Source organism: uncultured Ligilactobacillus sp. (assembly GCF_948826705.1).
Lineage (GTDB): Bacteria > Bacillota > Bacilli > Lactobacillales > Lactobacillaceae > Ligilactobacillus.
The window spans coordinates 34,834-59,824 of the sequence record NZ_CAQLEL010000114.1 but is presented as its reverse complement, the minus strand read 5'-3'; the positions used below and the strand labels follow the sequence as shown (position 1 = coordinate 59,824).

The 24,991-nt window shown below is 40.0% G+C and carries 19 protein-coding genes; 16 read left to right on the top strand and 3 right to left on the bottom strand.

Annotated elements, in window-relative coordinates:
* Nucleotides 1-39 precede the first annotated feature (39 nt).
* A complete protein-coding gene (locus tag Q9Q35_RS08300; protein WP_304652944.1) occupies nucleotides 40-2,196 on the top strand; it encodes a DNA translocase FtsK in 2,157 nt (718 codons plus the stop codon).
* Between the two features lie 81 nt (nucleotides 2,197-2,277).
* On the opposite strand, the gene Q9Q35_RS08295 is transcribed toward Q9Q35_RS08300, so the two are convergent.
* Nucleotides 2,278-3,102, bottom strand: coding sequence for an alpha/beta hydrolase (locus Q9Q35_RS08295; RefSeq protein ID WP_304652943.1), 825 nt, complete (start codon nucleotides 3,100-3,102; stop codon nucleotides 2,278-2,280).
* A 258-nt stretch (nucleotides 3,103-3,360) separates the two neighbouring features.
* On the opposite strand from Q9Q35_RS08295, the gene Q9Q35_RS08290 reads away from it, so the two are divergent.
* From Q9Q35_RS08290 to murC, 3 genes are all read left to right on the top strand, one after another.
* Entirely contained in the window at nucleotides 3,361-4,107 is a 747-nt protein-coding gene (locus tag Q9Q35_RS08290) for an esterase family protein (RefSeq protein WP_304652942.1), read from the top strand.
* Between the two features lie 19 nt (nucleotides 4,108-4,126).
* Nucleotides 4,127-5,299, top strand: coding sequence for an acetyl-CoA carboxylase biotin carboxylase subunit family protein (locus Q9Q35_RS08285; RefSeq protein ID WP_304652941.1), 1,173 nt, complete (start codon nucleotides 4,127-4,129; stop codon nucleotides 5,297-5,299).
* Nucleotides 5,300-5,414: 115 nt separating this feature from the next.
* Nucleotides 5,415-6,746: a UDP-N-acetylmuramate--L-alanine ligase gene (gene murC, locus Q9Q35_RS08280; protein ID WP_304652940.1), complete on the top strand. Its 1,332-nt coding sequence runs from the start codon at nucleotides 5,415-5,417 to the stop codon at nucleotides 6,744-6,746.
* Between the two features lie 85 nt (nucleotides 6,747-6,831).
* Here the strand turns inward: murC and Q9Q35_RS08275 are convergent, their stop codons facing one another.
* Entirely contained in the window at nucleotides 6,832-8,562 is a 1,731-nt protein-coding gene (locus Q9Q35_RS08275) for a glycerophosphodiester phosphodiesterase (RefSeq protein WP_304652939.1), read from the bottom strand.
* A gap of 164 nt (nucleotides 8,563-8,726) precedes the next feature.
* Here Q9Q35_RS08275 and Q9Q35_RS08270 point away from each other — a divergent pair, with 164 nt between their 5' ends.
* The 9 genes from Q9Q35_RS08270 to thrS all read left to right on the top strand — a co-directional run bounded on the left by Q9Q35_RS08270 (nucleotide 8,727) and on the right by thrS (nucleotide 19,193).
* Complete coding sequence (locus tag Q9Q35_RS08270; RefSeq protein ID WP_076150256.1) at nucleotides 8,727-9,170, top strand: MaoC/PaaZ C-terminal domain-containing protein; 444 nt, start codon at nucleotides 8,727-8,729, stop codon at nucleotides 9,168-9,170.
* A gap of 31 nt (nucleotides 9,171-9,201) precedes the next feature.
* Entirely contained in the window at nucleotides 9,202-9,903 is a 702-nt protein-coding gene (locus tag Q9Q35_RS08265) for a Bax inhibitor-1/YccA family protein (protein ID WP_137421675.1), read from the top strand.
* Nucleotides 9,904-9,997: 94 nt separating this feature from the next.
* Nucleotides 9,998-12,670 (top strand): DNA polymerase I, encoded by a 2,673-nt coding sequence (gene polA / locus Q9Q35_RS08260; RefSeq protein ID WP_304652938.1) that lies wholly within the window; start codon nucleotides 9,998-10,000, stop codon nucleotides 12,668-12,670.
* Between the two features lie 19 nt (nucleotides 12,671-12,689).
* The gene (gene mutM, locus Q9Q35_RS08255; RefSeq protein WP_304652937.1) at nucleotides 12,690-13,520 is read left to right on the top strand and encodes a DNA-formamidopyrimidine glycosylase; all 831 of its coding nucleotides are present in this window, start codon (nucleotides 12,690-12,692) and stop codon (nucleotides 13,518-13,520) included.
* A complete protein-coding gene (gene coaE / locus Q9Q35_RS08250; protein WP_304652936.1) occupies nucleotides 13,517-14,122 on the top strand; it encodes a dephospho-CoA kinase in 606 nt (201 codons plus the stop codon). Before mutM ends, coaE begins: the two co-directional genes overlap by 4 nt.
* A 17-nt stretch (nucleotides 14,123-14,139) precedes the next feature.
* Nucleotides 14,140-14,610 carry a transcriptional regulator NrdR gene (gene nrdR, locus Q9Q35_RS08245; RefSeq protein ID WP_304652935.1) on the top strand — a complete coding sequence of 157 codons (471 nt, stop codon included), beginning with the start codon at nucleotides 14,140-14,142 and terminating at the stop codon, nucleotides 14,608-14,610.
* Nucleotides 14,611-14,627: 17 nt separating this feature from the next.
* Nucleotides 14,628-15,998 (top strand): replication initiation and membrane attachment family protein, encoded by a 1,371-nt coding sequence (locus Q9Q35_RS08240; protein WP_304652934.1) that lies wholly within the window; start codon nucleotides 14,628-14,630, stop codon nucleotides 15,996-15,998.
* A gap of 17 nt (nucleotides 15,999-16,015) precedes the next feature.
* A complete protein-coding gene (dnaI, locus tag Q9Q35_RS08235; RefSeq protein ID WP_304402317.1) occupies nucleotides 16,016-16,945 on the top strand; it encodes a primosomal protein DnaI in 930 nt (309 codons plus the stop codon).
* 295 nt (nucleotides 16,946-17,240) lie between these two features.
* Nucleotides 17,241-19,193, top strand: coding sequence for a threonine--tRNA ligase (gene thrS / locus Q9Q35_RS08230; protein ID WP_304652933.1), 1,953 nt, complete (start codon nucleotides 17,241-17,243; stop codon nucleotides 19,191-19,193).
* A gap of 55 nt (nucleotides 19,194-19,248) precedes the next feature.
* Here thrS and bamE read toward each other — a convergent pair whose 3' ends face one another.
* Nucleotides 19,249-19,920 (bottom strand): outer membrane protein assembly factor BamE, encoded by a 672-nt coding sequence (bamE, locus tag Q9Q35_RS08225; protein WP_304402314.1) that lies wholly within the window; start codon nucleotides 19,918-19,920, stop codon nucleotides 19,249-19,251.
* 233 nt (nucleotides 19,921-20,153) lie between these two features.
* On the opposite strand from bamE, the gene Q9Q35_RS08220 reads away from it, so the two are divergent.
* From Q9Q35_RS08220 to Q9Q35_RS08210, 3 genes are all read left to right on the top strand, one after another.
* On the top strand, nucleotides 20,154-20,867 hold the full coding sequence (locus tag Q9Q35_RS08220) for a hypothetical protein (RefSeq protein ID WP_304402313.1): 714 nt from the start codon (nucleotides 20,154-20,156) through the stop codon (nucleotides 20,865-20,867).
* 1 nt (nucleotide 20,868) lies between these two features.
* Entirely contained in the window at nucleotides 20,869-22,611 is a 1,743-nt protein-coding gene (locus Q9Q35_RS08215) for an ABC transporter ATP-binding protein (protein WP_304652932.1), read from the top strand.
* Nucleotides 22,612-22,762: 151 nt separating this feature from the next.
* Complete coding sequence (locus Q9Q35_RS08210; RefSeq protein WP_304652931.1) at nucleotides 22,763-24,991, top strand: alpha-galactosidase; 2,229 nt, start codon at nucleotides 22,763-22,765, stop codon at nucleotides 24,989-24,991.

The window sequence follows — 24,991 nt, the reverse complement described above, 5'->3', positions numbered from 1 at the left end:
ATTTAGAAGTAAATTAGACAGACAGTTAGGATGAACACCATGGAACATTATGATGGACCAGCCTTTTACAGAAATAATCGTCGCCCGGATATAAAAACGCGGGTTCAGACTAAAGTACCAGTCAAAACTGAAAAAGAGCCGACCAAAACAGCGACAAATAATCAAAGTAAACGTTTAAATGAAACTCCACGGGCTTTTAGTCCAAGACAAGTCCCGCGCTCTTTAGTTGTCGATCGTGTTGTAAAGAAACGCCCTGATTACGATAAATTAGTGCGCTCATTGAAGAAAGCTCCCGAGGATTATTTACTCTTTGAAGGGACTGTTTTGCTAGGGACCCAGGCGATCGATCTGACGGTAAGTCGTCGGCTTGATAGTACGGATGCTAAATTGCCTAAACGCCCGACTATATCATCACAAATTAAAACACCGCCATTAGCTTCGGACAGTCAGACAACTAGCTCTAGTTTAGCGACTAGTGAAAGTTTGGTCGATACAACGAGCCAGATCCATTCGACAAGTTCGACTAGCTTGCTGCAAAGTTCAGTAAGTGATACGCGTGCTCAAAGTACGAGCAAAGCTAACAGTGAGGCAAAGAGCGTAAGCCAAAGTCAAGTGACTTCAGAGTTTGGTCCACAAGTCGACCTCACTAGTGAGGTCGCTACTGGATTTGTGTCTCAAAAAATGACTGGGCTCAAAGCAGCCTTGGCGCATGAGAGTTCTTTGACGCAAGAAGAACCAATTGTGGCGGCCAAACTGACATCACCTAAGTACGAACCTAAGCATTATCAATTTCCACCACTCAGTTTATTACCTGCACCAGTGATCGATGATGATCCTGCATTAGATGATTGGGTCAAAAGTCAGGTCCAAACGTTAAATGAGACGCTCAAGGCTTTTCATGTTGATGCAACTGTTAGTGATTGGACTATTGGTCCGACCGTTACGCAATTTGAATTGACTTTAGGGCGGGGAGTCAAGGTCAATAAGATCACCAATTTAAATGATGATCTCAAACTTGCATTGGCTGCTAAAGACATTCGGATCGAGGCACCGATCCCAGGTAAAAGTAGTGTTGGGATCGAGATCCCTAATAAAACTTCACGCCCAGTTATGTTATCTGAAGTCTTGCGTTCAGATAAATTCCAAGAAGCTTCTTCACCATTGACAGTAGCTCTAGGAGTCGATCTGTTTGGAAAGCCCCAGATCACAGACTTACAAAAAATGCCTCATGGCTTGATCGCAGGGGCTACCGGTTCGGGAAAATCGGTCTTTATCAATAGTCTGCTCGTTTCATTGCTCTATAAAGCTTCGCCTAGTGAAGTGAAGTTGGTCTTGATCGATCCTAAAGCAGTAGAGATGGCGCCTTACCATGATCTGCCCCATTTATTAGCGCCAGTGATCTCTGACGCTAAAGCAGCTTCAGCCGCGTTGAAATGGCTCGTAAATGAGATGGAAGAGAGATATCAACGTTTGGCTGCTGCAGGAGCTCGCAACTTAGAGGCTTATAATGAAAAAGCTAGGGCAGCAGGTGAATATGCTCTGCAATTGCCATACATCGTGGTAGTGATCGATGAATTAGCTGACCTTATGATGGCAGCTTCGTCTGAGGTCCAAGATCATATTGCTCGGATCACTCAAAAAGCTAGAGCAGCTGGGATCCACTTATTAGTTGCGACACAACGACCAAGTGTAGATGTTTTGACGGGAACGATCAAAAATAATATTCCGACTCGGATCGCATTTATGGTCTCAAGTCAAGTCGATTCACGAACGATCCTGGATACTGCAGGAGCAGAACGCCTTTTAGGTCGTGGCGACATGCTCTATTTAGGCAATGGTTCGGGGCAACCGACTCGTTTGCAAGGGACTTATATTGAAGATGAGGTCGATGCGGTGACGGATTTTGTTAGACAGCAAGGTAAGCCTAAGTACGCTTTTGATCCCGATAGCTTGAAAAAGCATGCTGTAGAATCAGAAAAACAAGATGATCTTTTACCTCGAGTGCTAGACTATATCGTTAATGAAGAGACGATCTCAACGTCCAAGTTGCAACGAGTCTTTTCGATCGGCTATAATCGAGCTGCGGCGATCATCGATGATCTTGAAGCTAAACAATATATTTCGCCAGCGCATGGTGCTAAGCCACGGAAGGTCTTTTTGACTCAAGAAGGCTTGGATAAATTGCGCAGTGTATAATAAAAAGACAAACGCTCAGTAAATATAATGAGGTTTGCCTTTGTTCTGAGACTGAGGAATACTCAGTCTTTTTTTATACTGTTATTCGTTAAATACAAAATTTAAAAATTCTGGGAAATGTTTAGCCCAGTAAAATTCACTATGGGATTCAGCTGCAAAAATATTTAGTGAGATATTATCCATCGAATGCCCTGTCCGTAAAAGCGTCTGATAGTAGCGCAAGGCCTCATTGATATAGGCTTGGGCCTGCTTTTCGGGCGCCAAAACTTCATCATCACCAGCATCATTTTCGCTAGCTCCTGTTTGAATATAGACCTTATTGCTAGGCAGCAAGGGATGAGAAGCGATAAACTGCGTGAATTTTGCTTGGTTCAACCAGGCGGCGCTAGAAAAAACACCTAAATTGCCAAAGATCTCAGGGTATAGTGAGCCAGCATAGGCTGTGATATAGCCACCCATTGAACTTCCAGCTAGTAATGTGGTTTCACGTTGAGGTAATGTACGATATTTTTTATCGATAAATGGCTTGACAGTATCTACTAGCCAGTCAACATAAGCTCGACCTATGCCTCCAAAATTACCTGTACCATCTGGTGTTTGAAATTCAGTCTTCCAAGGTGAATATTCATCGAGGCGGTGTTCATCGCTATTGTCGATCCCGACAATGATCATTTGTGGTAGTTCGAGATGTTGTTTGATCAAGGGAATGACCTTCCACGAATAACCTGAAAATGCTTCGCGACTGTAGAAAACATTTTGCCCATCGTGCATATATAAAACAGGATAATGACGATCATTTTGAAAATAATCTCGGGGAAGTAGTACTCGGATCCTGCGCTCGTTTGAAAAATAAGGCACAAATAGATAGTGAGTCCGTAGCTCGAGATAGTAACTGTTTTGAGGCATGATATAGCTGTTCCTTTCCCAATTTCTTGCATATATGACCAAGATATACTGAAAAAAACTTTTTGTCCAGCTATGATCAAAATTTTATTTATATAAAAATAAAATGATAAAAACAGTATTCACATTAGTTAAAATTTGTGTTAATATTAACAAAAAATTAAATAAAAGTTAGTTAACACTGGGTAAAATGAAATTTATTTTGGTGTCTTAAGTGATATTATCGCTTGAAGTGACTAAGGTAAAGTGGAGGAAAATTACATGCATTTTGAGGAATGTCAGTTACATAGTAAAGTTTTAGGACGTTCGATGAATTTTAATGTTTATGGTCATGCGGGGAGACCGATCTTAGTTTTTCCTGCTTCTGGTGGTAGTCATAATGAATATGGTGATTTTGGGATGATCGCAGCGTGTCGTCCTTGGATAGATAGTGGTCAGGTGCGCTTTTTTACTCCAGATTCATTCGATAATGAAGCTTTTGAGGCTAATGAGAAGAGTCCTCATGATCGTGCCTTGGCGCATATGGCTTATGAGCGCTTTATCGTTGAAGAATTAGTACCACTGATCTATGACAAGACCCAATGGGACAAAAGTCTGATGGTAACTGGTTGTTCAATGGGGGCATATCATGCGATGAATTTTGGGCTCAAATTTCCTGAGATCTTTGATACCGTCATTTCGTTAAGTGGGCTATATGATCTGCGGTTTGTTGTAGGTGATTATGGTGCTGATGAACTAGTTTACTACAATTCACCGACTGATTATCTGTGGAATTTAGCTGATCCATGGTTTTTGGAAAAATATCGTCAAAATACTTATATCATCTGTACAGGTCTAGGACCTTGGGAAGAAGTTGATGAGACCCGCAAACTTGAAGCAGTTTTTAAGGCTAAGCAGATCCCAGGCTGGTTTGATTACTGGGGAGAAGATGTTTCTCATGACTGGGTCTGGTGGAAAAAACAGATGCCATATTATTTAAGTAAATTATCCGAAACGGGCCAAATTTGAGTAGAAGGGACAAGGTATAATGAATTTTATTGTTATTTCGCCCCATTTTCCTGAAAATTTTGAGCAATTTTCAGTGAGTCTTAGCAATAATGGGATCACAACATTGGGGATCGGGGATAAAGCCTACGATGAGTTGACACCAAGTTTGCGCAATGCGTTGTGTGAGTACTACAGAGTCGATGATATGGAAGACTATGATCAGATGTATCGAGCAGTAGCGTACTTTGCGTTTAAATACGGTAAGATCGATCGCTTGGAATCACATAATGAATATTGGCTATTTCAGGATGCTAAATTGCGGACAGATTTTAATATCCCAGGCTATAAGAGTGATGAGATGGATAAGATCAAGTATAAGTCAAAGATGAAACAAGTCTTTTTTGATCATGATATTCCAGTTGCACTGGGAAAAGTTTTTCAGACCGCAGAGGAAGGCTGGCATTTGCTAGAACAATTCGGTTATCCAGTGATCGTTAAACCCGATTCTGGAGTCGGAGCTAGTGACACGTATAAGATCAATACTCCCGAAGACTTTGCTGATTTTTTGACCAAACGTACTCTTGATGTGACTTATTTTATGGAAGAATTCATCGAAGGCGACATCATAACTTTTGATGGTCTGACAGATCAAAATGGACGTGTTGTTTTTTATTCCTCACTCGTTTACCAAGAGCCTGCTTTAGATACGGTCCATCGCACGGGTGACATGTATTTTTATGAGACACGTGACATTGACAAAGATCTTTATGAGTTAGGAATGAAAAGTGTGACTGCCTTTGATATCCGGGAAAGATTTTTCCACTTCGAGTTCTTTAGAACAGCGGATAACAAGCTCTACGCCTTAGAGATCAATTGCCGTCCCCCGGGTGGGCCTTCGATCGATCTGATGAACCATGCTCATCAGTTGAGCTTATTTGAAGAGTATGCTCATTTAGTTAAAGAAAATAAATTCTATGGAGATAGTACTTGTCCGTATTACAGTGTCTATATTTCGCGAAGTAACAAGCTAGATTATCGCCATGATCTAGCTGAGATCAAACAAAAATATGCAGATGAGTTAAAAGAGATCCAACATGTACCAGGAGTGTTTGCTGAGATCATGGGAGATGTTGGCTATATTTTCAATACGGAGACTAAAGAACAAATGCATGCGATAATCGAATTTGTCGGTGCACTCAAGGAACAAGCATAAGAAATGAGCTGATCAAAATTTTGATCGGCTTTTTTGTATGGCTATGACTTTAAAAAGGTTTGTGATCTATGGTAAACTTAGCTTAATTGTTAATTAAGAAAAGAGGATATTTACCATGAATATGGACACCACATATTTTTTTGTAGGCATCAAGGGGACGGGGATGAGTGCGTTAGCCCTTATTTTAAACGACAAGGGTTGTAAAGTTGCCGGTTCAGATATTGAAAAATACACATTTACACAACGTGGCTTAGAACAGGCTGGAATTGAGATTTTCCCATTTGACGAAAAAAATATCCATGACAAGATGACGATCGTTGCTGGTAATGCTTTTGGCGATGATCAAGAAGAGATCAAAAAAGCACATGAATTAGGCTTAAAAGTCATGCGTTATCCTGAAGTTGTCGAGATGTTGATCGAAGAGACGACAAGTATTGGGGTCGCTGGTGCCCATGGTAAGACGAGTACTTCAGGCTTGTTGGCACATGTTTTAAGTGGAGTCTCACCAACAAGTTATTTGGTCGGAGATGGTTCAGGTAAGGGGATCCCTGATGCACGTTTCTTCGTATTTGAAGCTGATGAATATCGTCGCCATTTTGTGGCATACCATCCAGACTACACGATCATGACCAATATCGACTTTGATCACCCTGATTATTTCACCGGGATCGAAGATGTTTGTGATGCCTTTGAAACATTGGCTAAGCAAACTAAAAAAGGACTCTTTGTCTGGGGTGAAGATAAATATCTTCGTAAACTAAAAGCAGATGTACCAGTATATTACTATGGGACTGAAGCTAATGATGATGTGCGGGCTGAAAATATCAAACGTACGACTAAGGGCTCAACTTTTGATGTCTATTTACATGATGAATATCTAGGTAACTACGAGATCCCAATGTTTGGTAAGCATAACATCTTGAACAGTCTAGCTGTTATCGCTGTTTCGCACATGGAAAAAGTCGATCAAGAAGAGATCAAAAAAGAATTATTGACTTTCAAAGGAGTCAAGCGTCGTTTTACTGAAAAGCGCGTTGCTGACATGGTGATCATTGATGACTATGCTCACCATCCATCTGAGATCACTGCGACTTTGGATGCTGCGCGACAACAGTATCCAGATAAGAAGATCATCGCAGTCTTTCAACCGCATACTTTCAGTCGGACAGTCGCATTGATGGATGAATTTGCTAAGAGTTTAGATCTAGCCGATAAAGTCTATTTGACCGATATTTTTAGTTCGATCCGTGAACATGACGGTAAAGTTTCTGCCAAAGATCTAGGTGAAAAGATCACTAAGGGTGGCGAAGTTTTAGCTTTAGATAACATGTCACCATTACTTGATTACCATGATGATGTCGTTGTCTTCATGGGTGCAGGTGATATTCAAAAGTATGAATATGCCTATGAAAAATTATTGAGCGATCTTAGCTTGAATAATAACTAATAAAAGAGTGCAAGACAATAATAGTGCCGTATAATGACAAAGGCCTCACTATGATGCAAAAGATCGCATCATAGTGAGGCTTTTGTCATTCAGGTAAGAGAATGATAGAGTCTAACAAACGTTTAGCATAACTGGTATTAGCATTGAAGTCGTGGTAGACACGTTTTGCTTCAGTGACATTATCGGTGATGATCCCATCTACATCCAAAAAGGCTGCATTTTTTAGATCTTCTTCGCTATTGACAGTCCAAGAATAAACTTGTTTAAAGCTGATTTTAGCTTGGGTGACAAAGGAGTCGTTTAAAGTTGTTTTTTCCATCGTGTATCCATTAGCTGGTGTTTGTGGAAAGATGAAATTATACGGTAGGATATAGTAGGCATTTAGCGTAGGAGCATATTTTTTAGCACTAGTGATAACTTTATAGTCAAGTGATTGTAGCTCATGTTTATTTTGTTTGAGAGTAGCACCATATGTGTCAAAGAAATTCTTTAACATATTTTTTGAATCACGTCTGGTTGTCTTGATCTCGACTAATAGTTTTTGCTCGTATTGTTTGGCAACGCTCAAATACTCATCAAAACTAGGGATCTTAGCTTGATAGCCATTTTCGTGTACGGTCAAATCAGTTAGTTGTGCTAGTGTCAACTCTTGAGGGCTAGTATCAAGATCGGCGAGTTGTTTTAGATTTTCATCGTGCATGACGACAAATTTATGGTCTTTGGTTTCTTGGATATCGATCTCGATGTAATTTGGTTTGGCTTGGGCAGTCTTACGTAGAGCAGGGATCGTATTTTGGACACCGTTTTGGGCATCGACTCCACGATGTGAGATGATCAATGGTGTTTGGCCTAAATGAACTAAATAGACCCCGTTACCTAAAAGAGCTCCAAGTGCAAATAAAGCAAACAATGGCTTAGCTATCTTGCTTAACCAACTTTTTTTAGTGCTTTTGTAGGTCGCTAAAGTAACGTTAGCTGGTAAAATGAGTTGCAAAAGAGCCACGCTAGCCCAGACAGAGATCAAAAATGAGCCGATCTGCAGTAAGGTGACATTGATACTTCCACCAATAAGTGCACTCAACGGAGAAGTCTGATCAAGTCCAAGCTGGATCGAATATAAAATACCGATCAGCCCTAAGTTGGTGATAAGCGCAATAAGTGAGATCTTTAGGAGTTTTAGCGTATAAGCCCAAAACTTGTTTTTAGTCAGTTGCCAACTCTGCACGAGAGCTGTTTTGATCTTGACTTTTTCAAAAAGCATCAGGGGTAAAACAAAGAGCAAGCGGATGCTAAAAATAAAGATCGCTAAATAAAAAATACTGATCAAAGTTGCATAAAGGGGCTTTTGTAAGAGAAAATCCAAGATAAATTCAGGGATGACTACTTTACTCAAAAGCGGCGAATTAAAGAAGATCCCACTAAAGGGCACGATCAATAAGAAATAGCCGGCAAAAAAGAAGATCCCTAGTGGGTCGAGCTGGCGTAGTTGCTGGGCAGTGTCTTTTAAGATCGCTCGAAAGCTGAATTCATCTTGTCTTATCCGAACAACACCGTTTAGGATGAGTGCAAATTGTCCAAAGACACAAATGATCAAAATGACCAATTCCAAAAGTAGACCTAAGGTGATATAAGGATGGCTCGTAACGAGTGAAAGAGCATTGGTATAAGATAAATAGGGGATCGCACCTAAATTCAATAGTAGCGAAGCCCACGCATTAAAGAGAGGGATAACACCGATTTCAAGTGAAAGTTCGACCACTAAAAAGAGGATCAAATAATTTTTCCAATGTATGCTAAAATCGCGTTTTAAACACATCATATCACTCCAATTTTTAAATTTTTATTATATTGTACCCAATATAGTACGTTGAAACAATAATTATTACTAAATCTAGGTATTTTGATCTAGACCTAACGATTGAGCAAAAAGAAGTGGTATGCTATCATTAAGGCAGACCACTTAGAGGAAGGTGAAGCTATATGCCTGATGATGTGCATCGGCAGGGCAAAACGATCGCTGAGATCAAAGAAGGCGATTCATTGACTGTAACGGAAAGTATCTCAGAACGAGATCTGTTGATCTATTTGGGACTGACTAACGATAATAACCCACTGTATATTCAAAATGAATATGCGCAAAAATTAGGACATGCTGGTCCAGTTGTACCCCCAGTGTTGTTGAGTGGGATCATTACGAGCTCGGTCTCAAAATTATTACCCGGACCTGGGAGTGAAGTGGTGAATTTTTCAGCTAACTTCATTCGACCAGTCTATCATGATGAGATCGTCACATTCAGTTTTGAAGTGATCAAAGTTGATATGATGAAAGAGGTTGTGATGATCTCAGTTGAGGGTAGTAACCGTCAAAATGAACGCGTTTTAGATTCAGTTGTCATGGCTCGGCCTCCGCGTCAGCAAGATTAGCTACATTTATGATCGAAAGAAGGAGAATTTTATGAATAACAATCCCGAAGTTTACGGTAATAGTAATGCCGGCTTGAATAGTTTTTTTACTAAGATGTATGGGTATATGAGTGCTGCAGTGGCAGTTTCGGCGCTAACGGCTTTCTTTGGTTCGTTTAGCCCAACTGTGATCCGATTTATGAGTAATCCGATCGCCTTATTTGCAGTCTTTGGGGTCCAATTAGTTTTGGCTTACTCCATGTCATCGCTTAAGTCACAACGTTCACCATTAGTCAGTGCTTTAGGTCTGTTTGTCTTTGCAGGCTTGGAAGGTCTACTCTTTAGTGGGATCTTCATCGTCTATACTGCCCAAAACATTACAAGTGCTTTTGTTTCTGCCTTTGTGATGTTTGCTGTTTTATCCTTTATGGGATCAACAACTAAAAAAGATCTCTCAGGGATCGGCCGTCAAGCTCGGGCTGCTTTGATCGCGTTTATCATCGTATCGTTGATCAACTTGTTCTTGCAAAGTCCAATGATCACTTATGTCTTTTCTTTTATCGGCCTAGTGATCTTTGCTGGCTTAACAGCTTGGGATACCCAACGTTTACGTCAAATGTATCTTCAAATGGGCTCACAAGTAAATGTTAATAATTTGGCCTTGATGGGTGCTTTACAGCTCTACTTAGATTTTATCAACATCTTTATCTTCTTGTTGAATATCTTTACCGGTGCTGGTGGCAACCGCGACTAGTCAACCGAGTCTCTTCGACTTTTCGGAGAGGCTTTTTTTATTTCTATGCAAAATTTGTTAAAATAAAAGAAACTAGATAAGAGGACGGATCGATATGGCAGAAGATAAGAAAATGTTATTAGTGGATGGTAATAGTGTGGCTTTTAGAGCCTTCTTTGCTCTCCACAACCAATTAGAGCGCTTTGTCAATCATGCTGGGCTGCATACTAATGCGATCTATGGCTTTAAATTGATGTTAGACAAGATCTTGGGTGATGTTTTACCGAGTAATGTTTTAGTTGCTTTCGATGCTGGTAAAGTGACTTTTAGAACGAAAGCTTATGCTGATTACAAAGGTGGACGTTCCAAGACCCCGACTGAATTGTCAGAACAGTTTCCTTACATTAGAGAATTGCTCGATGCTTATGGGATCAAACACTATGAATTACCAGAATATGAAGCTGATGATATTATCGGGACGATGGCAGCTCAAGCAGAGAAAGCGGGGTATCAAGTCACGATCGTAACGGGTGACCGAGATCTGACCCAGTTGACAACTGACAAGACGACGGTTGCGGTGACGATCAAAGGGGTAACTGAGATCGAAGAGTATACGCCAGCTCATGTGGTCGAAAAATACGGCTTGCAACCAGCACAGATCGTTGATATGAAGGGGTTGACGGGTGATAGCTCAGATAACTACCCTGGGGTGACTAAAGTCGGTGAAAAGACAGCGATCAAACTTTTAAAACAATACGACACGATCGAAGGGATCTATGAAAACATTGAAGCGATGAAAAAGTCCAAGTTAAAGGAAAACTTGATCAATGATAAAGAGATCGCATTTCAGTGTAAAGATCTTGCAACGATCAGAAAAGATGCTCCAGTAGCACTCACTTTAGCACAGACAGCTTGGCCAGGCGCTAAAAAAGAAGATCAGCTCAAGTTCTTTGAAGAGATGGATTTTAAGAGTTTTATCGCTCAATTACAAGCTAATTCGAACGACGATATCAGTGCAGGATCTACTTTGAGTAAATTAAAGGTCGAGACTTTGGATGAAGCTAAAGTCGAAAAGTTAGTTTATGATAAAGATTCTGATATCAGCTTTTATCTTGAACTAAGCGATGATAATTACCATACGGCTGACTTTTGGGGCTTTGGTCTTAAGATCGACGACCGATACTACGCAGCTAGAGATGTTGAGCTTTTGAAGTTACCCAAACTAAAGCAGTTGCTGGAAGATCCAGCGATCGAAGTTGATGTGTTTGATGGTAAACAGACCTATGTAGCTCTAGAGCGTCTAGATATTGAACTAAAAAATATCAATTTTGACTTACTTTTAGTCTCATATCTGCTAAATACAAGTGATAACAGCAATGATCTGGGTAATTTAGCCAAGCGCCATGATCACTTCGATGTTTTGACTGATGAAGAAGTCTATGGAAAAGGGGCCAAGCGCAAAGTCCCAGCCGATGATACGACATATTTTGAGCATTTAGCGCATAAACTAAAAGCTATCTCAGATCTAGAAGATAAGTTGATGAAAGAGCTAGCTGAAAATGAGCAAGAAGATCTTTATTTTGAGATCGAACGCCCACTTTCTTTAGTCTTAGCGCAGATGGAGATCGCTGGGATCAAAGTCGACCGTGAACGCTTAGATATCATGCAAAGTGAATTTAAGGAACGTTTGAGTGAGTTAGAACAACAGATCTATAACGAAGCTGGTGAGAAATTCAATATCAATTCACCTAAGCAACTTGGGGTGATCTTGTTTGAAAAATTAAAATTGCCGGTCGTCAAAAAGACTAAAACAGGTTACTCAACGGCTGTAGATGTCTTAGAAAAATTACGTGGGATGTCACCGATCATCGATGATATTTTAGCTTACCGTCAATTAGCTAAATTACAATCGACCTATGTTGAAGGCTTATTAAAAGTTATCGCAGCTGATGGTAAGGTCCACACACGTTATACACAAACTTTAACGGCAACGGGTCGTTTATCATCAGTTGATCCTAATTTGCAAAACATCCCCGTTCGTTTAGAAGAAGGGCGTAAGATCCGGCAAGCTTTTGTACCAAGTCATCCAGATTGGGAGATCTTTGCTTCTGACTATTCTCAGATCGAGTTACGGGTCTTAGCCCATATTTCAAAGGATCCACATATGCAACAAGCTTTCAAGGATGATTTTGATATTCACGCTAATACTGCGATGCGTATTTTTGGACTAGACGATCCAAGTGAAGTTACGGCTAATATGCGTCGCCAAGCTAAAGCGGTCAACTTCGGGATCGTTTATGGGATCAGTGATTTTGGTTTGGCCCAAAGTATCGGAAGTACGCGTAAGCAGGCAAAAGAATTTATGGAGACGTATCTAGCCTCATTTCCTGGAGTCCATCGATACATGCAAGATATCATTGAGAGCGCGCGCCAAAAAGGCTATGTTGAAACACTTTTCCATCGTCGGCGGTATCTTCCAGATATCAAGAGCAGAAATTACAACTTGCGCTCATTTGCGGAACGGACTGCGATGAATACTCCGATCCAAGGGAGTGCAGCTGATATCATCAAAGTTGCAATGATCAATATGCAACAAGCCTTAAAAGATGCGGGCTTAGAAGCCAAGATGTTGTTACAAGTACACGATGAGTTGATCTTTGAAGCACCTAAAGCAGAGATCCCTAAATTAAAAGAGTTGGTACCAAAGATCATGGATTCGGCTGTTGAACTTTCGGTCCCATTGAAGGTCGAAAGTGCTAGTGGTAAGACGTGGTTTGAAACTAAATAATATAAGATGAGGTGAAAAAATGCCAGAGTTACCAGAAGTAGAGACAGTTCGTCGCGGTTTGGAAAAATTAGTTTTAGGCCAAAAGATCGCACGAGTCGAAGTTTTATATCCTAAGATGATCGTTGGTGATGCTGACGATTTTAGAGATAAATTAAAAGATCAAACACTTGAAAAGATCCAACGTCGGGGGAAGTATTTGCTCTTTAGATTTTCAAATGATCTTACCGTCGTCTCCCATTTGCGCATGGAAGGTAAGTTTTATGTCAAAGAAGCGATTGATCCAGTCGATAAGCACACACATGTCATCTTTTATCTAGCCGATGGCCGTCAGTTGCGCTATAACGATGTCCGTAAATTTGGGCGGATGCAATTAGTCAAAACGGGCAGTGAAGAAAAGCTGCCTGGTTTGGCCAAATTGGGGCCTGAGCCAGTAGATGAAACTTTTAAAGTTGCTGATTTTTATCAAAAGCTACAAAAAAAGAAGAAAAATATCAAGACTGCCTTACTTGATCAGACCTTGGTCACTGGGCTAGGCAATATCTATGTTGATGAGGTATTGTGGCAAAGTAAGATCCATCCTGAGACGTCATGTCAAAAATTGACCTTAGAACAAGCATCGACACTGCATGATAATATCATCACTGAATTAGCTAAAGCGATCAAAGCTGGTGGAACAACGATCAGAAGTTACACGGATGCTTTCCAAAAAACGGGCGCTTTTCAATTTGAACTAGATGTTTATGGGCGAACCAATGAGCCGTGCAAACGTTGTGGTACAAAGATCCAAAAGATCATTGTGGGACAACGGGGCACGCATTTTTGTCCGCATTGCCAGCAGGTGGTAAAATGACATATATTTTAGGCTTGACTGGCGGGATCGGAATGGGCAAAACGACGATCAGCAATTTTTTACAAACATTAGGTTTTAAGATCCTCGATGCTGATGTGATCGCCCGAAAAGTCGTTGAACCAGCGACTCCTGGTCTAGCTGAACTACAAAAAACATTTGGACCTCAGATCATCCAAACTGATCAGACTTTAGATCGGGCTAAGCTCGGTAAGATAGTCTTTAGTGATCCTAAGAAATTAGCTCAACTAGACCAGATCATGCAGCCATTGATCAGAGCTGAATATGAAAAACAGCTGACCTTAGCTGAGCAAAAAGGCTGTAAAGTAGTTGTGATCGATGCCGCTTTATTATTTGAAAATGGTTATGCAGATCATTGTGATGCAGTTATCAATGTTGAAGTTCCTAAAGCAGTCCAATTAAAACGGATCATAGAACGCGATCATTTGAGTGAAGAGGCGGCACTTGAGCGGATCACTAGTCAGATGTCTGCTGAAAAAAGGCGAAAATTGGCTACAATTACAGTAGATAGTTCGGGAACAGTTGAAGAAACGCAAGCGCAAGTGATAAAATGGCTAGAGATAAATAATTTAATCGAAAATTAGGCAGCGAGGTAAAGATTATGAAGTGTCCAAATTGTCATCAAAATGGATCACGTGTAGTGGATAGCCGTCCCGCCGACAATGGACATGCCATTCGGCGCCGGCGGGAATGTGAAAATTGTGGTTTCCGTTTTACTACATTTGAAAGAGTAGAAGCAGCGCCACTATTAGTTATTAAGAAAAATGGTGCCAGAGAAGAATTTAATCGTGAAAAAGTTTTGCGGGGTGTCATGCGAGCGGCTGAAAAACGACCCGTTGCAATGGATGAGATCCAAAATATCGTCGATCAAGTCGAAACAAAGATCCGTGCCGTCGGAGGTAATGAAGTTTCCAGCCAATTGATCGGTGAATATGTGATGGAGATCTTAGCAAATGTCGATGATATCGCCTATATCAGATTTGCTAGCGTCTATCGTGAATTTAAAGATATGGCATCTTTTGCAAAGGAATTGCAAGACTTGATGGCACGTGACAACGAAAAAAGTAAGTAGTAGGGGGATGTTAGGCGATGAGTGAAGGATTAAGGCAGATGTCGCCTAAGGATGGTTACGTTGTCAATACTAAAGCCCATATCGGTTCGACAGAGTTCAAAGTCATTTTAAAGCTCTACCAGCCGTTGATGGGCGTCAATGCTTATGGTATTTATTCACTATTAGCGACTAAAGTAGCTCAAACACCAGATCTGTTAGCGCGCCGGATGCATAAAGAGCTATTGGATATTTTGAGTTTAGGTTTACGTGACTTTTACGAAGCCCGGATCAGATTAGAAGCACTTGGACTATTGAAGACATTCGTTCAAAAAGATGAACTTGGTCAAGTGTTTATCTATGAGTTACAAGCCCCTTTGAGTGCCGAAGATTTCTTTAAAGATGATCTCTTGAGCATGCTTTTAGCCGATTCATTAGGGCAGATCCAATATGATGAGTTGAAACAAGAATTTGTCAAACCAGCTTTCACATATGCTAATGCTAAAGAGGTCACCAAGTCGCTTCTAGATGTTTTTACCGTGAAAAAAGATACGTTGCTCAAAAATTCACAGGTAAAAGCGCCAGCTAAACCGACTAAAAATTTTGTCGATTCAGTCGAAGTTGATCTTGATGTGGAATACTTAAAAGAGCTTTTAGCCCAGTCTTTTGTGCCTGCAACTGAGATCAGCCGTTCACTTGAGACCTTAAAGTCGATTGCTTTATTGTATGGTCTAAATGAACTAGAACTCGTCAAATTGCTTGAACAAGCGCTAAATGTCAAGGACGATAAAGTTGATCTTGAACTTGTCAAAAAATTAGCCACACAGCAATTTGATCGGCAATTTAAAGAGATAACCCCTAAAGAGTCTAAAGTGACTGCATCGATCGATCCGGAGGTAAGTGCGGAATTGACGCAAACTGACTTAGCACTGATCGCTGTTTCAAAACAATATCTGCCACTTGAATTTATCGAAGAACTCAAACGGCAAAAGAACAGTTTTGTGACTAATCTAGAGCGTTATACGGTCAAAAATTTGGTGGAAAAACAAGTGTTGCCAAATGCAGTGATCAATGTCTTGTTACACTATTATTTGATCGCGCAAAATAACACGATGCTAGAAGATAAAGTCGCTAATCGTTTTACTAAAGCCGCAGCAAAATTGGCAGAAAAAAAGATAACAGCTCCAGAAGAAGCCATGCTTTATATGCGTAAGGCTAACCAGAAAGCACGAAAAGAACAGCAACAAAAGCCATATTATGCGCGAAAGCAACAGATCGTACAAAAAGAAACGCTCCCTGAATGGGCAAAAGATAAAAAAGAAGGATCGAAAGCTAAGCCAACTAAAGAAGATAAACAGGTATTAAATGCCCAGATCGACGAATTATTGGCACAACTAGAACAAAGTGAATAGAAAGGTAGGTGGCTAGGATGGAAGATCTAGGTAAAAATTTGACTGAGCAGATGCAAAGAAATAATTGGAATGAGCGCTATCAAAAACTGATCACTGAGATCTTACAAGATACCGAGGTGCGTACTTTTTTGGCTGAGAACAGTCAAACTTTGACACAAGAAGATGTGATGAAAAGTGCGAGTAAACTATATGAATTTGTAACTTTAAAAAAGCAGATAGCTCAAGGTAAACAGACTTTTGCGCCAGGTTATCTACCAACACTTGCGATCAGCAATCATCGGATCGAAGTCGTGTATGTCCCTACAGCTGAACTCAAAGCTAAACGAGAACAAAAAGCCTTGGAAGCGCGCGTTAAGACGATCAATTTACCGCGTAGTGTTCGGAAAGCACAATTAAAAGATTATGAGCGCAGTGATGAACGCATGGAAGCTTTAAAAGCTGCCTTATCTTTTATCACTAGTTATACAAAAGATCCTAAAGAATTTCACAAGGGCTTGTATCTAGAAGGAAGTTTTGGTGTAGGTAAGACCTATCTTTTAGCAGCGATCGCTAACGATCTAGCTAAGAGGGGTTATCAAACGACTTTGGTGCATTTCCCATCGTTTGCAGTTGAGATCAAAAGTTCGATCGGTAAAAATCAAACGACAGAGTATATCGATAGTTTAAAAAAGGCACAAGTCTTGATGATCGATGATATCGGTGCTGATTCTTTGAGCAGTTGGCTAAGAGATGATGTTTTAGGTGTCATCTTACAATACCGGATGCAAGAAGAACTACCGACCTTTTTTAGCTCTAATCTCTCATTGGCACAGCTAGAACAGCAGTATTTGACGGTCAATAATCGTGGCGAGGCTGAACCATTGAAAGCTAAGCGCATTATGGAACGGATCAAGTTTTTGGCCGATGAGTACCATGTTGTAGGAAAAAATCGCCGAAATCCGGAATAATGACTTGAAATTGAAGAAGTTTCGTGCTTAAATAGGAATTACATTAAGTAAAAGACAAACGGCAAATCAATTCAGGGAAAGAGACCCTTGACTGCAAGTCTCTTAAAGAGGAGCTTACCACTTTTATCACGATAGCCTACTGCAAAGGTAGGACGGCTCGTTTCCGTTATCGACGATCAAGAGAGGGTCAACTGACCTTGAAATTGGGTGGAACCGCGTTAAAGACGCCCCTAGTGTTAAATGTAGCACTAGGGGCGTCTTTTATGTCTTGGTAAAAATCAAGGAGGATCATATAATGTCAGAGATCAATGTTAAGTTTCCAGATGGTGCTGTAAAACAATTTGCAGCTGGAACAACAACACAAGATATCGCAAAATCTATCAGTATCAGCTTAGCTAAGAAGTCTGTTGCAGGTAAATTTAATGGTAAATTAGTGGATTACAACGAACCTTTAAACGAAGATGGTGAGATCGAGATCATCACTAAAGATTCTGATGAAGGGATGAACGTGTTATGGCAAACAGCTGCTAATGTTTTAGCTAGTGCTTTGCATAGCCTTTATCCAGAAATGAAGTTTGGTCAAGGTGAAGCCTTAGAACACGGTTTCTTCTTTGATACAGACAATGCAAGTGGTCAAGTGGCCGAAGTTGATTTTGAAAAGATCGAACAAAAGATGCAAGAGATCATCAAGCAAAACTTACCGATCGAACGTGTTGAATATACAAAAGAAGAAGCTTTGCAATTAGTTGCTGGTGATCAATACCAGACTGAATTAGTCGAAGAGATCGCTGCCGATAACGCTGGTAAAGTCGTAGCTCATAAGTTGGGTGATTTCAATGACTTCTCATTTGGACCACAATTGGCTTCAACTGGTGCGATCAAGGTGTTCCAACTGCTTTCAGTGGCCGGTGCTTACTGGAAAGGTGCTTCAAGCAATCCAATGTTACAACGTATCTATGGGACAGCATTTTACAAGCAAAAAGATCTTGATGCTGAATTACAACGCCGTAAAGAAGCACGTGAACGTGACCACCGTGTGATCGGTAACAATTTAGATCTCTTCTTTGTTGATCCTAAAGTTGGTGCAGGTCTACCATACTGGATGCCAAATGGGGCTACGATCCGTCGTACGATCGAACGCTATATCATCGATAAAGAAGTTGCTCGTGGTTACGAACATGTTTATACACCAATTTTAGCTAACGTTGATCTTTATAAACAATCAGGTCACTGGGATCACTACCGCGAAGATATGTTTCCACCAATGGACATGGGTGATGGCGAATTACTTGAATTGCGTCCGATGAACTGCCCATCTCATATTCAAGTTTACAACCACCATATTCGTTCATATCGTGATCTTCCATTGCGGATCGCTGAACTTGGGATGATGCACCGTTACGAAAAATCAGGTGCCTTGACAGGTCTTTCTCGTGTACGTGAAATGACATTAAATGACGGGCATACTTTCGTGACACCAGATCAGATCGAAGAAGAATTCAAACGCACTTTACAATTGATGGTCGATGTCTATAATGACTTTGATATCAAAGATTATCGTTTCCGTTTGAGCTACCGTGATCCTGAAAACACACATAAGTACTATGATGATGATGAAATGTGGGAAAAATCACAACGCATGCTCAAAGCTGCGATGGATGATCTTGGCTTGGAATATTTTGAAGCTGAAGGCGAAGCTGCTTTCTACGGTCCTAAATTAGATGTTCAAACCAAGACAGCTCTCGGTGGGGAAGAAACACTTTCAACGATCCAATTGGACTTCTTGTTGCCAGAACGTTTCGACCTCAAATATACAGGGGCTGATGGTGAAGAACACCGTCCAGTTATGATCCACCGTGGGATCGTATCAACGATGGAACGTTTCACAGCCTACTTGACAGAAATGTATAAGGGTGCTTTCCCAACTTGGTTAGCTCCAAAGCAAGTTGAGATCATTCCAGTCAAGAATGAACTTCACTTAGATTATGCACGTCAATTGAGCTCAAAATTGGGTGCACATCAGATCCGTGTAAGCATCGATGATCGTAATGAAAAGATGGGTTACAAGATCCGTCAAGCTCAAGTGATGAAGACACCATATACTTTAGTTGTTGGTGACCAAGAAGTGGCTGACGGTACTGTGACCGTTCGTAAATACGGTAGTGAAAAGACTGAAACAATGACCCAAGATGAATTCAGAAATCTTATCTTACACGATATCGAGACCTACAGCCGTAAAGAAGACTAGTATAGCCCTAAAAAGGCGAACGGAAAAGATCCGTTCGCCTTTTTTGTCTACACTTTTACTTTTGGGCTTTCCATTCAAATTTGGTCAATTGATCGTTGTCAGAACTACCGATCTTATGTCCATTTTCGTAAAATTCAAGGTCAAAGTCTTTTTTATTATAGTGATGTAAAAAGGATCTTCCCAAGTCGGCGATCTTTTTAGCGATCACATCTTTTTCATGTGCTGGAGTGGTGTTAAAGCCATCAACAGTAGTGACCTTTAGTTCATCATCACCATCAAAAGTGACTTTTTGGACCATCGTGCTCCAAGCAAATTCTGTTTGACCAGCTTTGGCATATTCTTTTGCTTGCTTGAAATAATTGCTAAAAGCGGTATTGATATTTTGTTTTATGGTCTTCTTAGTTGCTTTTTTGACGACACTGTTTTTAGAACTGATCACGGTTCGATCACTGATATTTTCTAAAGTGTCTTTTTTAAAGATCAAAGAAACACTTTTTTGATCTTTGAGCGGATAAGTCCAGACACTATCTTCATATTTATCGTGTGCTGGTTTACCTAAAGTATCGATCATCTGGCGTTTGTTCATGCCAAGTTTGACCTGTTTGAAATTTTTTTTAGTCATCGTATCAGCTTGGATAGTTTGAGTCGTTGTTTGATAAGTGACAGTTTCTACAAGTCCTAAGCTCAGACAAGTCAACCCAAGCATCAGTCCATGATTTAATTTCATAACGCTCACCTCTAGCTTTTATCTTAATCCTCTTAAATAAAAGTCGCAAAGATTTTAACCTGTTTTTGTCATATTAGACAAATTGAATAGTTGAAAATCATCTCATAAGGTATTTTAGAAAAAGTTTATTGTCAATTTTGACAATTCTATGTGTGTAACAAAAAAGATGGTAGTATGTAATCTATCCATAGAGGATATGGGTAAAATATTATCAATGACTAGGGGGAATACTCATGGTTTTTACTTACTCTGATGGAACAAAAGTTGGTGAGCATGAAAAGCATTTACGTAAAGTAGGAAGTTTTTTGTTTGAAAATCCGTATATGGTTACTTTTGTATCAAAAGAAGATACCGTAGAATTTTTAAACTATGAAACAACAGAGAGAGTTTTTTTAAATGAAGGAATGATTCTGAGTACCTGTGGTCTATTAAAAACAAATAGTGCACGAGTAGAAATTCGTAATAGAGATGGGGATTTATATCGATTAGCAAGTAATAGCGAATTTAGTATTGAATATACGGTTGAAGGAATAAGACCAGTTTTTTATGGTAAAGTTCTATATGCTTCCGAAGATACTATTACCTATTCTCCAGAAAAGAATAGAGGACCTATCAAACATGATTACAAAAGAAGTGGTGGTGGAAAATATCGAACTAGCTGTTATATGTTCAACTTTGGAAAAGGAATTGTGGTTATTGACAGTTTAGGGCCGAGTGAAGATGTATATTACAATTTAAGTGGTCCATTAGCTGTATATGAATATGATGAAATGGGCAGACAGTTTACTATTTTTACAGCAGAACCTTTTCAAAAGATACGACTTAGATTTGACAACGGTAAGAAATTGCGTGAACGTTATCAAGTCTTAGAAAAGTCTCGAATTAGTAATTCTAGATTAAGTTCGCTATATCAACATTTTATTTTTCAAAATTCATGGGGATCATAAGATGGAAAAGGTAGTTAGTTATTTCAAGCTGTTATTTCAAACTTATAAGATGTTTTTTAAGGCAACTTTGACGATCGCCTTGGTCGTAGTGTTTTTGACACCATTAGAAGCTTTGGCACCGGTCTTAGGAGTACGTTCGGGACAACAGTTGATCGACAATTTGAGCTTGCAAAAACCGTATCTGTATTTTTTCATCATTTGGACACTTGCGACCTTATTGAGTCAAATTTTGCCAGTCGTAGGTACTAATTTTCAAGGGATGTTGACTGATAAGTTGACTGGCTTTATCAAGTTATCTTTGATGCGTTGTTCACAACAGTTGCGTTCGTTAGAATTGTTTGATGATAGTGATTTTTTTGATGAACTTGAGATCCTAAACGATGGTGCAAGTTGGCGACCAGTCAATTTGATCGTTTTTGGGGTCGCAATATTGCGTGAAGTGGTCACTTTAGTAGGGATGTTATGGCTTTTAGGAAAATACAATTTTTGGTTGGCTTTATTATTACTGCTAGCGTTAGTCCCTCAAACTTTAGTTGCATATCGGATCCAACAAGAAGCTTTTGAAACGATGGTGACGCGGAGCAAGCAAGCTCGTAAGTTGAATTATTTGAGTTCACTTTTATTAGAGCGAGCTGACGCAAAAGAAGTTCGATTATTTGATATGTTTTCTCCTGTGATCAAGCGCTATCAAAAATTATTTCAGCTAGCTCAAAAAAATGTCGATCGTATTCGCCGAAAGCAGATGTTGTTGGCGTTGATCTTTTTGAGCATAACGGTCGCTGTGAGTGCTGGAGGTTTTTTATGGTTCATTGTTCAGGTCAAACAGCATACACTTGGGGTCGGGAGCTTATTGTTATATATCTCAGTGATCGCCTATCTAGTCGAAGGAATGGCTCGTTTAGTCGAAGATTCGAGTTTATTATATGATTCGCTGTTGTGGGTCGAGAAATATCAGCATTTCTTAGCGTTTAAGGAAAAGCAAGTTTCAGGTACGTTGGATTTTAGTGGGGATTTTGAACGGATAAGATTTGAAAATGTTTCTTTTACTTATCCATTTTCGACTACTGAGGTTTTAAGTGATCTAAATTTTGAGATCAAAGCTGGTGAAAAGATCGCGATCGTTGGCGAAAATGGTTCAGGCAAATCGACATTGGTGAAATTATTACTGCGTTTTTATGATCCCACTAAAGGTCATATCTTGCTCGATGGGACTGATCTATGTGAATATCGCTGTGAAAGTTATCGTCAAAAACTCAGTGCAGCTTTTCAAGATTTTAGTCGTTTTAAACTAAGTGTCAAAGATAATGTATCAGCTTTAGCGCAGACATCGGATAAAAAGGTCCAAACTTGTTTGGAGCAAGTCGGCTTCGCAGAGCTAAACGATAAATTGCAACAAAATTTGAGCAAAGAGTTTGATCATGGGATCGAACTTTCTGGTGGTCAATGGCAAAAGATCGCGTTAGCACGATGTTTGCACAAAAAAAGTGTCATGTACTTCTTAGATGAACCGACGTCAGCTTTAGATGCGCGCAGTGAACAAGAGATGTACCACACTTTTTTGACTAAAGATCAACTTCAAACAGTTTTATTCGTGACTCATCGGATGTCTTCAGTGACCTTGGCTGATCGGGTATTGTTCTTACAAGCAGGGAAGATCTCTGGATTAGCTTCACATGAGCAGTTATTGCAAGATAATAAAGATTATCGCGAATTGTATGAATTACAAAAGAATGCTTATTGCTAAAAAGCAAGTCACAGAGCTCAAAGAATGAGTTTTGTTGATTGGTAACGCTATCATTTGTCCGCGTTATGCGTTGTTTAAGTCGCAAATAGCGGAGTATCGGTGGATAAATTTCGTTATGCTTAAAACAGTTAAGTCATAAGGAGGAATTTAAATGCCGATCACATATAATAAACAAAGTCGTGAGTTTCATCTCTATAATGATGAGATAAGTTATCTGATCAAGATCTTAGCCAATGAACAGTTAGGTCAATTGTATTTTGGAAAACAGATCCCCGATCGAGCTGACCACGATTATTTGGTAGAAAATAAGTATCGTCCGGTCACATCCTATGTTTTTGATGATGAATATTCGTTTTCATTAGGGAATTTAAAGCAAGAATATCCATCGTATGGAACGACTGATCCACGGCACCCTGCATTTACGCTACAACAACCAAATGGCAGTAAGATCACAGATTTTAAGTATGTCTCACATGAGATCTATGCTGGTAAAAAAGCATTAGTCGGCTTGCCGGCAACTTATGTCGAAAATAATGCAGAGGCGACGACACTTGAAGTCACCTTGTATGATGAAGTTATCGAAGTATATATGTATTTAAAATACACTATTTTTGAAAAATATGCTGCGATCGCGCGAAGTGTGAGTTTTAAAAACGTGGGTAAACATGAGCATAAACTACAATCGGCGTTGAGTTTGAACTTAGATCTGCCAGATGCTGATTATGAATGGTTACAATTTTCAGGTGCATGGGGGAGAGAAAGATACTTGCATAAATCTCCCTTAAGACCTGGGATCCAAGCGATCGACAGTACTCGTGGAGCCTCCAGTCATATGCAAAATCCATTTGTGATCTTAAAACGTCCGCATACGACCGAGGAGATGGGTGAAGCTTTAGGCATCAGTTTGGTGTATAGTGGTAATTTTTTAGCACGAGCAGAAGTCGATGAATATGCAGTAACACGTTTGCAGATCGGCTTGAACCCATTTCAGTTCAGTTGGTGTTTGAAACCAAACGAGACATTTCAAACCCCTGAAGCGGTCTTGGTGTATAGTGACGCTGGCTTAAATGATCTGAGCCAGACCTTTCAACGTTTATTTGCGACAAGGCTAGCACGTGGATACTGGCGTGAGCGCAAACGCCCGATCTTGATCAATAATTGGGAAGCAACGTATTTTGATTTTACAGAAGAAAAGTTATTGGCAATCGCAAAAAGTGCTAAAAAACTAGGGATCGAGCTATTTGTATTAGATGATGGTTGGTTTGGGAAAAGGACCAAAGAAACTGCTGGCTTAGGTGATTGGTATGTTAATCATGAGCGCTTAAAAGATGGGATCACCGGGTTAGCTAAAAAGATCCATGATATGGGCTTGATGTTTGGCTTGTGGTTTGAACCCGAAATGGTCAATAAAGACAGTGACTTGTATCGACAACATCCTGATTACATCATTGAAACTCCAAAGCGACATGCATCACACGGGCGGAAACAATATGTTTTAGATTTTTCTAGAAAAGAAGTCGTAGACAACATCTACGAACAGATGGTCAAGATTTTAGCTGAAAGTGAGATCGATTATATCAAGTGGGATATGAATCGCAATATCACAGAATGCTATTCCAAAGCATATCCAGCAGAACAACAAGGCGAGATCATGCACCGCTATATGCTTGGCGTGTATGACCTTTATGAACGTTTGATCACGCGTTTTCCTAAGATCTTATTTGAATCTTGTGCAAGTGGTGGAGGTAGATTTGATGCTGGGATGTTGTATTACGCTCCACAAGCTTGGACAAGTGATGATACCGATGCGATCGAACGGCTAAAGATCCAATATGGTACAAGTTTTGGTTATCCCCAAAGTATGATGGGAGCTCATGTCTCTGCTTCTCCAAATGAACAATTAGGGCGTACTACGCCACTAAAAATCAGAGGTGATGTTGCCTTTTTTGGTGCATTTGGTTATGAGCTTGATCTGGCTACTTTATCACCAACAGAGATGACAGAGGTCAAAAAGCAAGTCGCTTTTATGAAAAAATATCGAGAAACTTTCCAATATGGAACATTTTACCGGTTAAAGAGCCCATTTGAGGGCAACATTGTCTCTTGGATGGTAGTCTCTCATGATAAGACACAAGCTTTGGTAGGTTATTATAAGATCTTAAATGATGTCAATTGTGAATTTAGACGTTTGAAATTGCCAGGCTTAGCAGCTACTAAAAGTTATCATGTCAGCGAAGAAAATGGCGCAGATCTAGGTGATTTTACTGGTAGTGAATTGGCAAATATCGGTTTGGTCACAACTGATGCTTCAGCTGGTGAAAATCGAGAGACGACAGATTTTTATGGGAAGATATTTGTTTTAGAAGAACGAGATAATTGA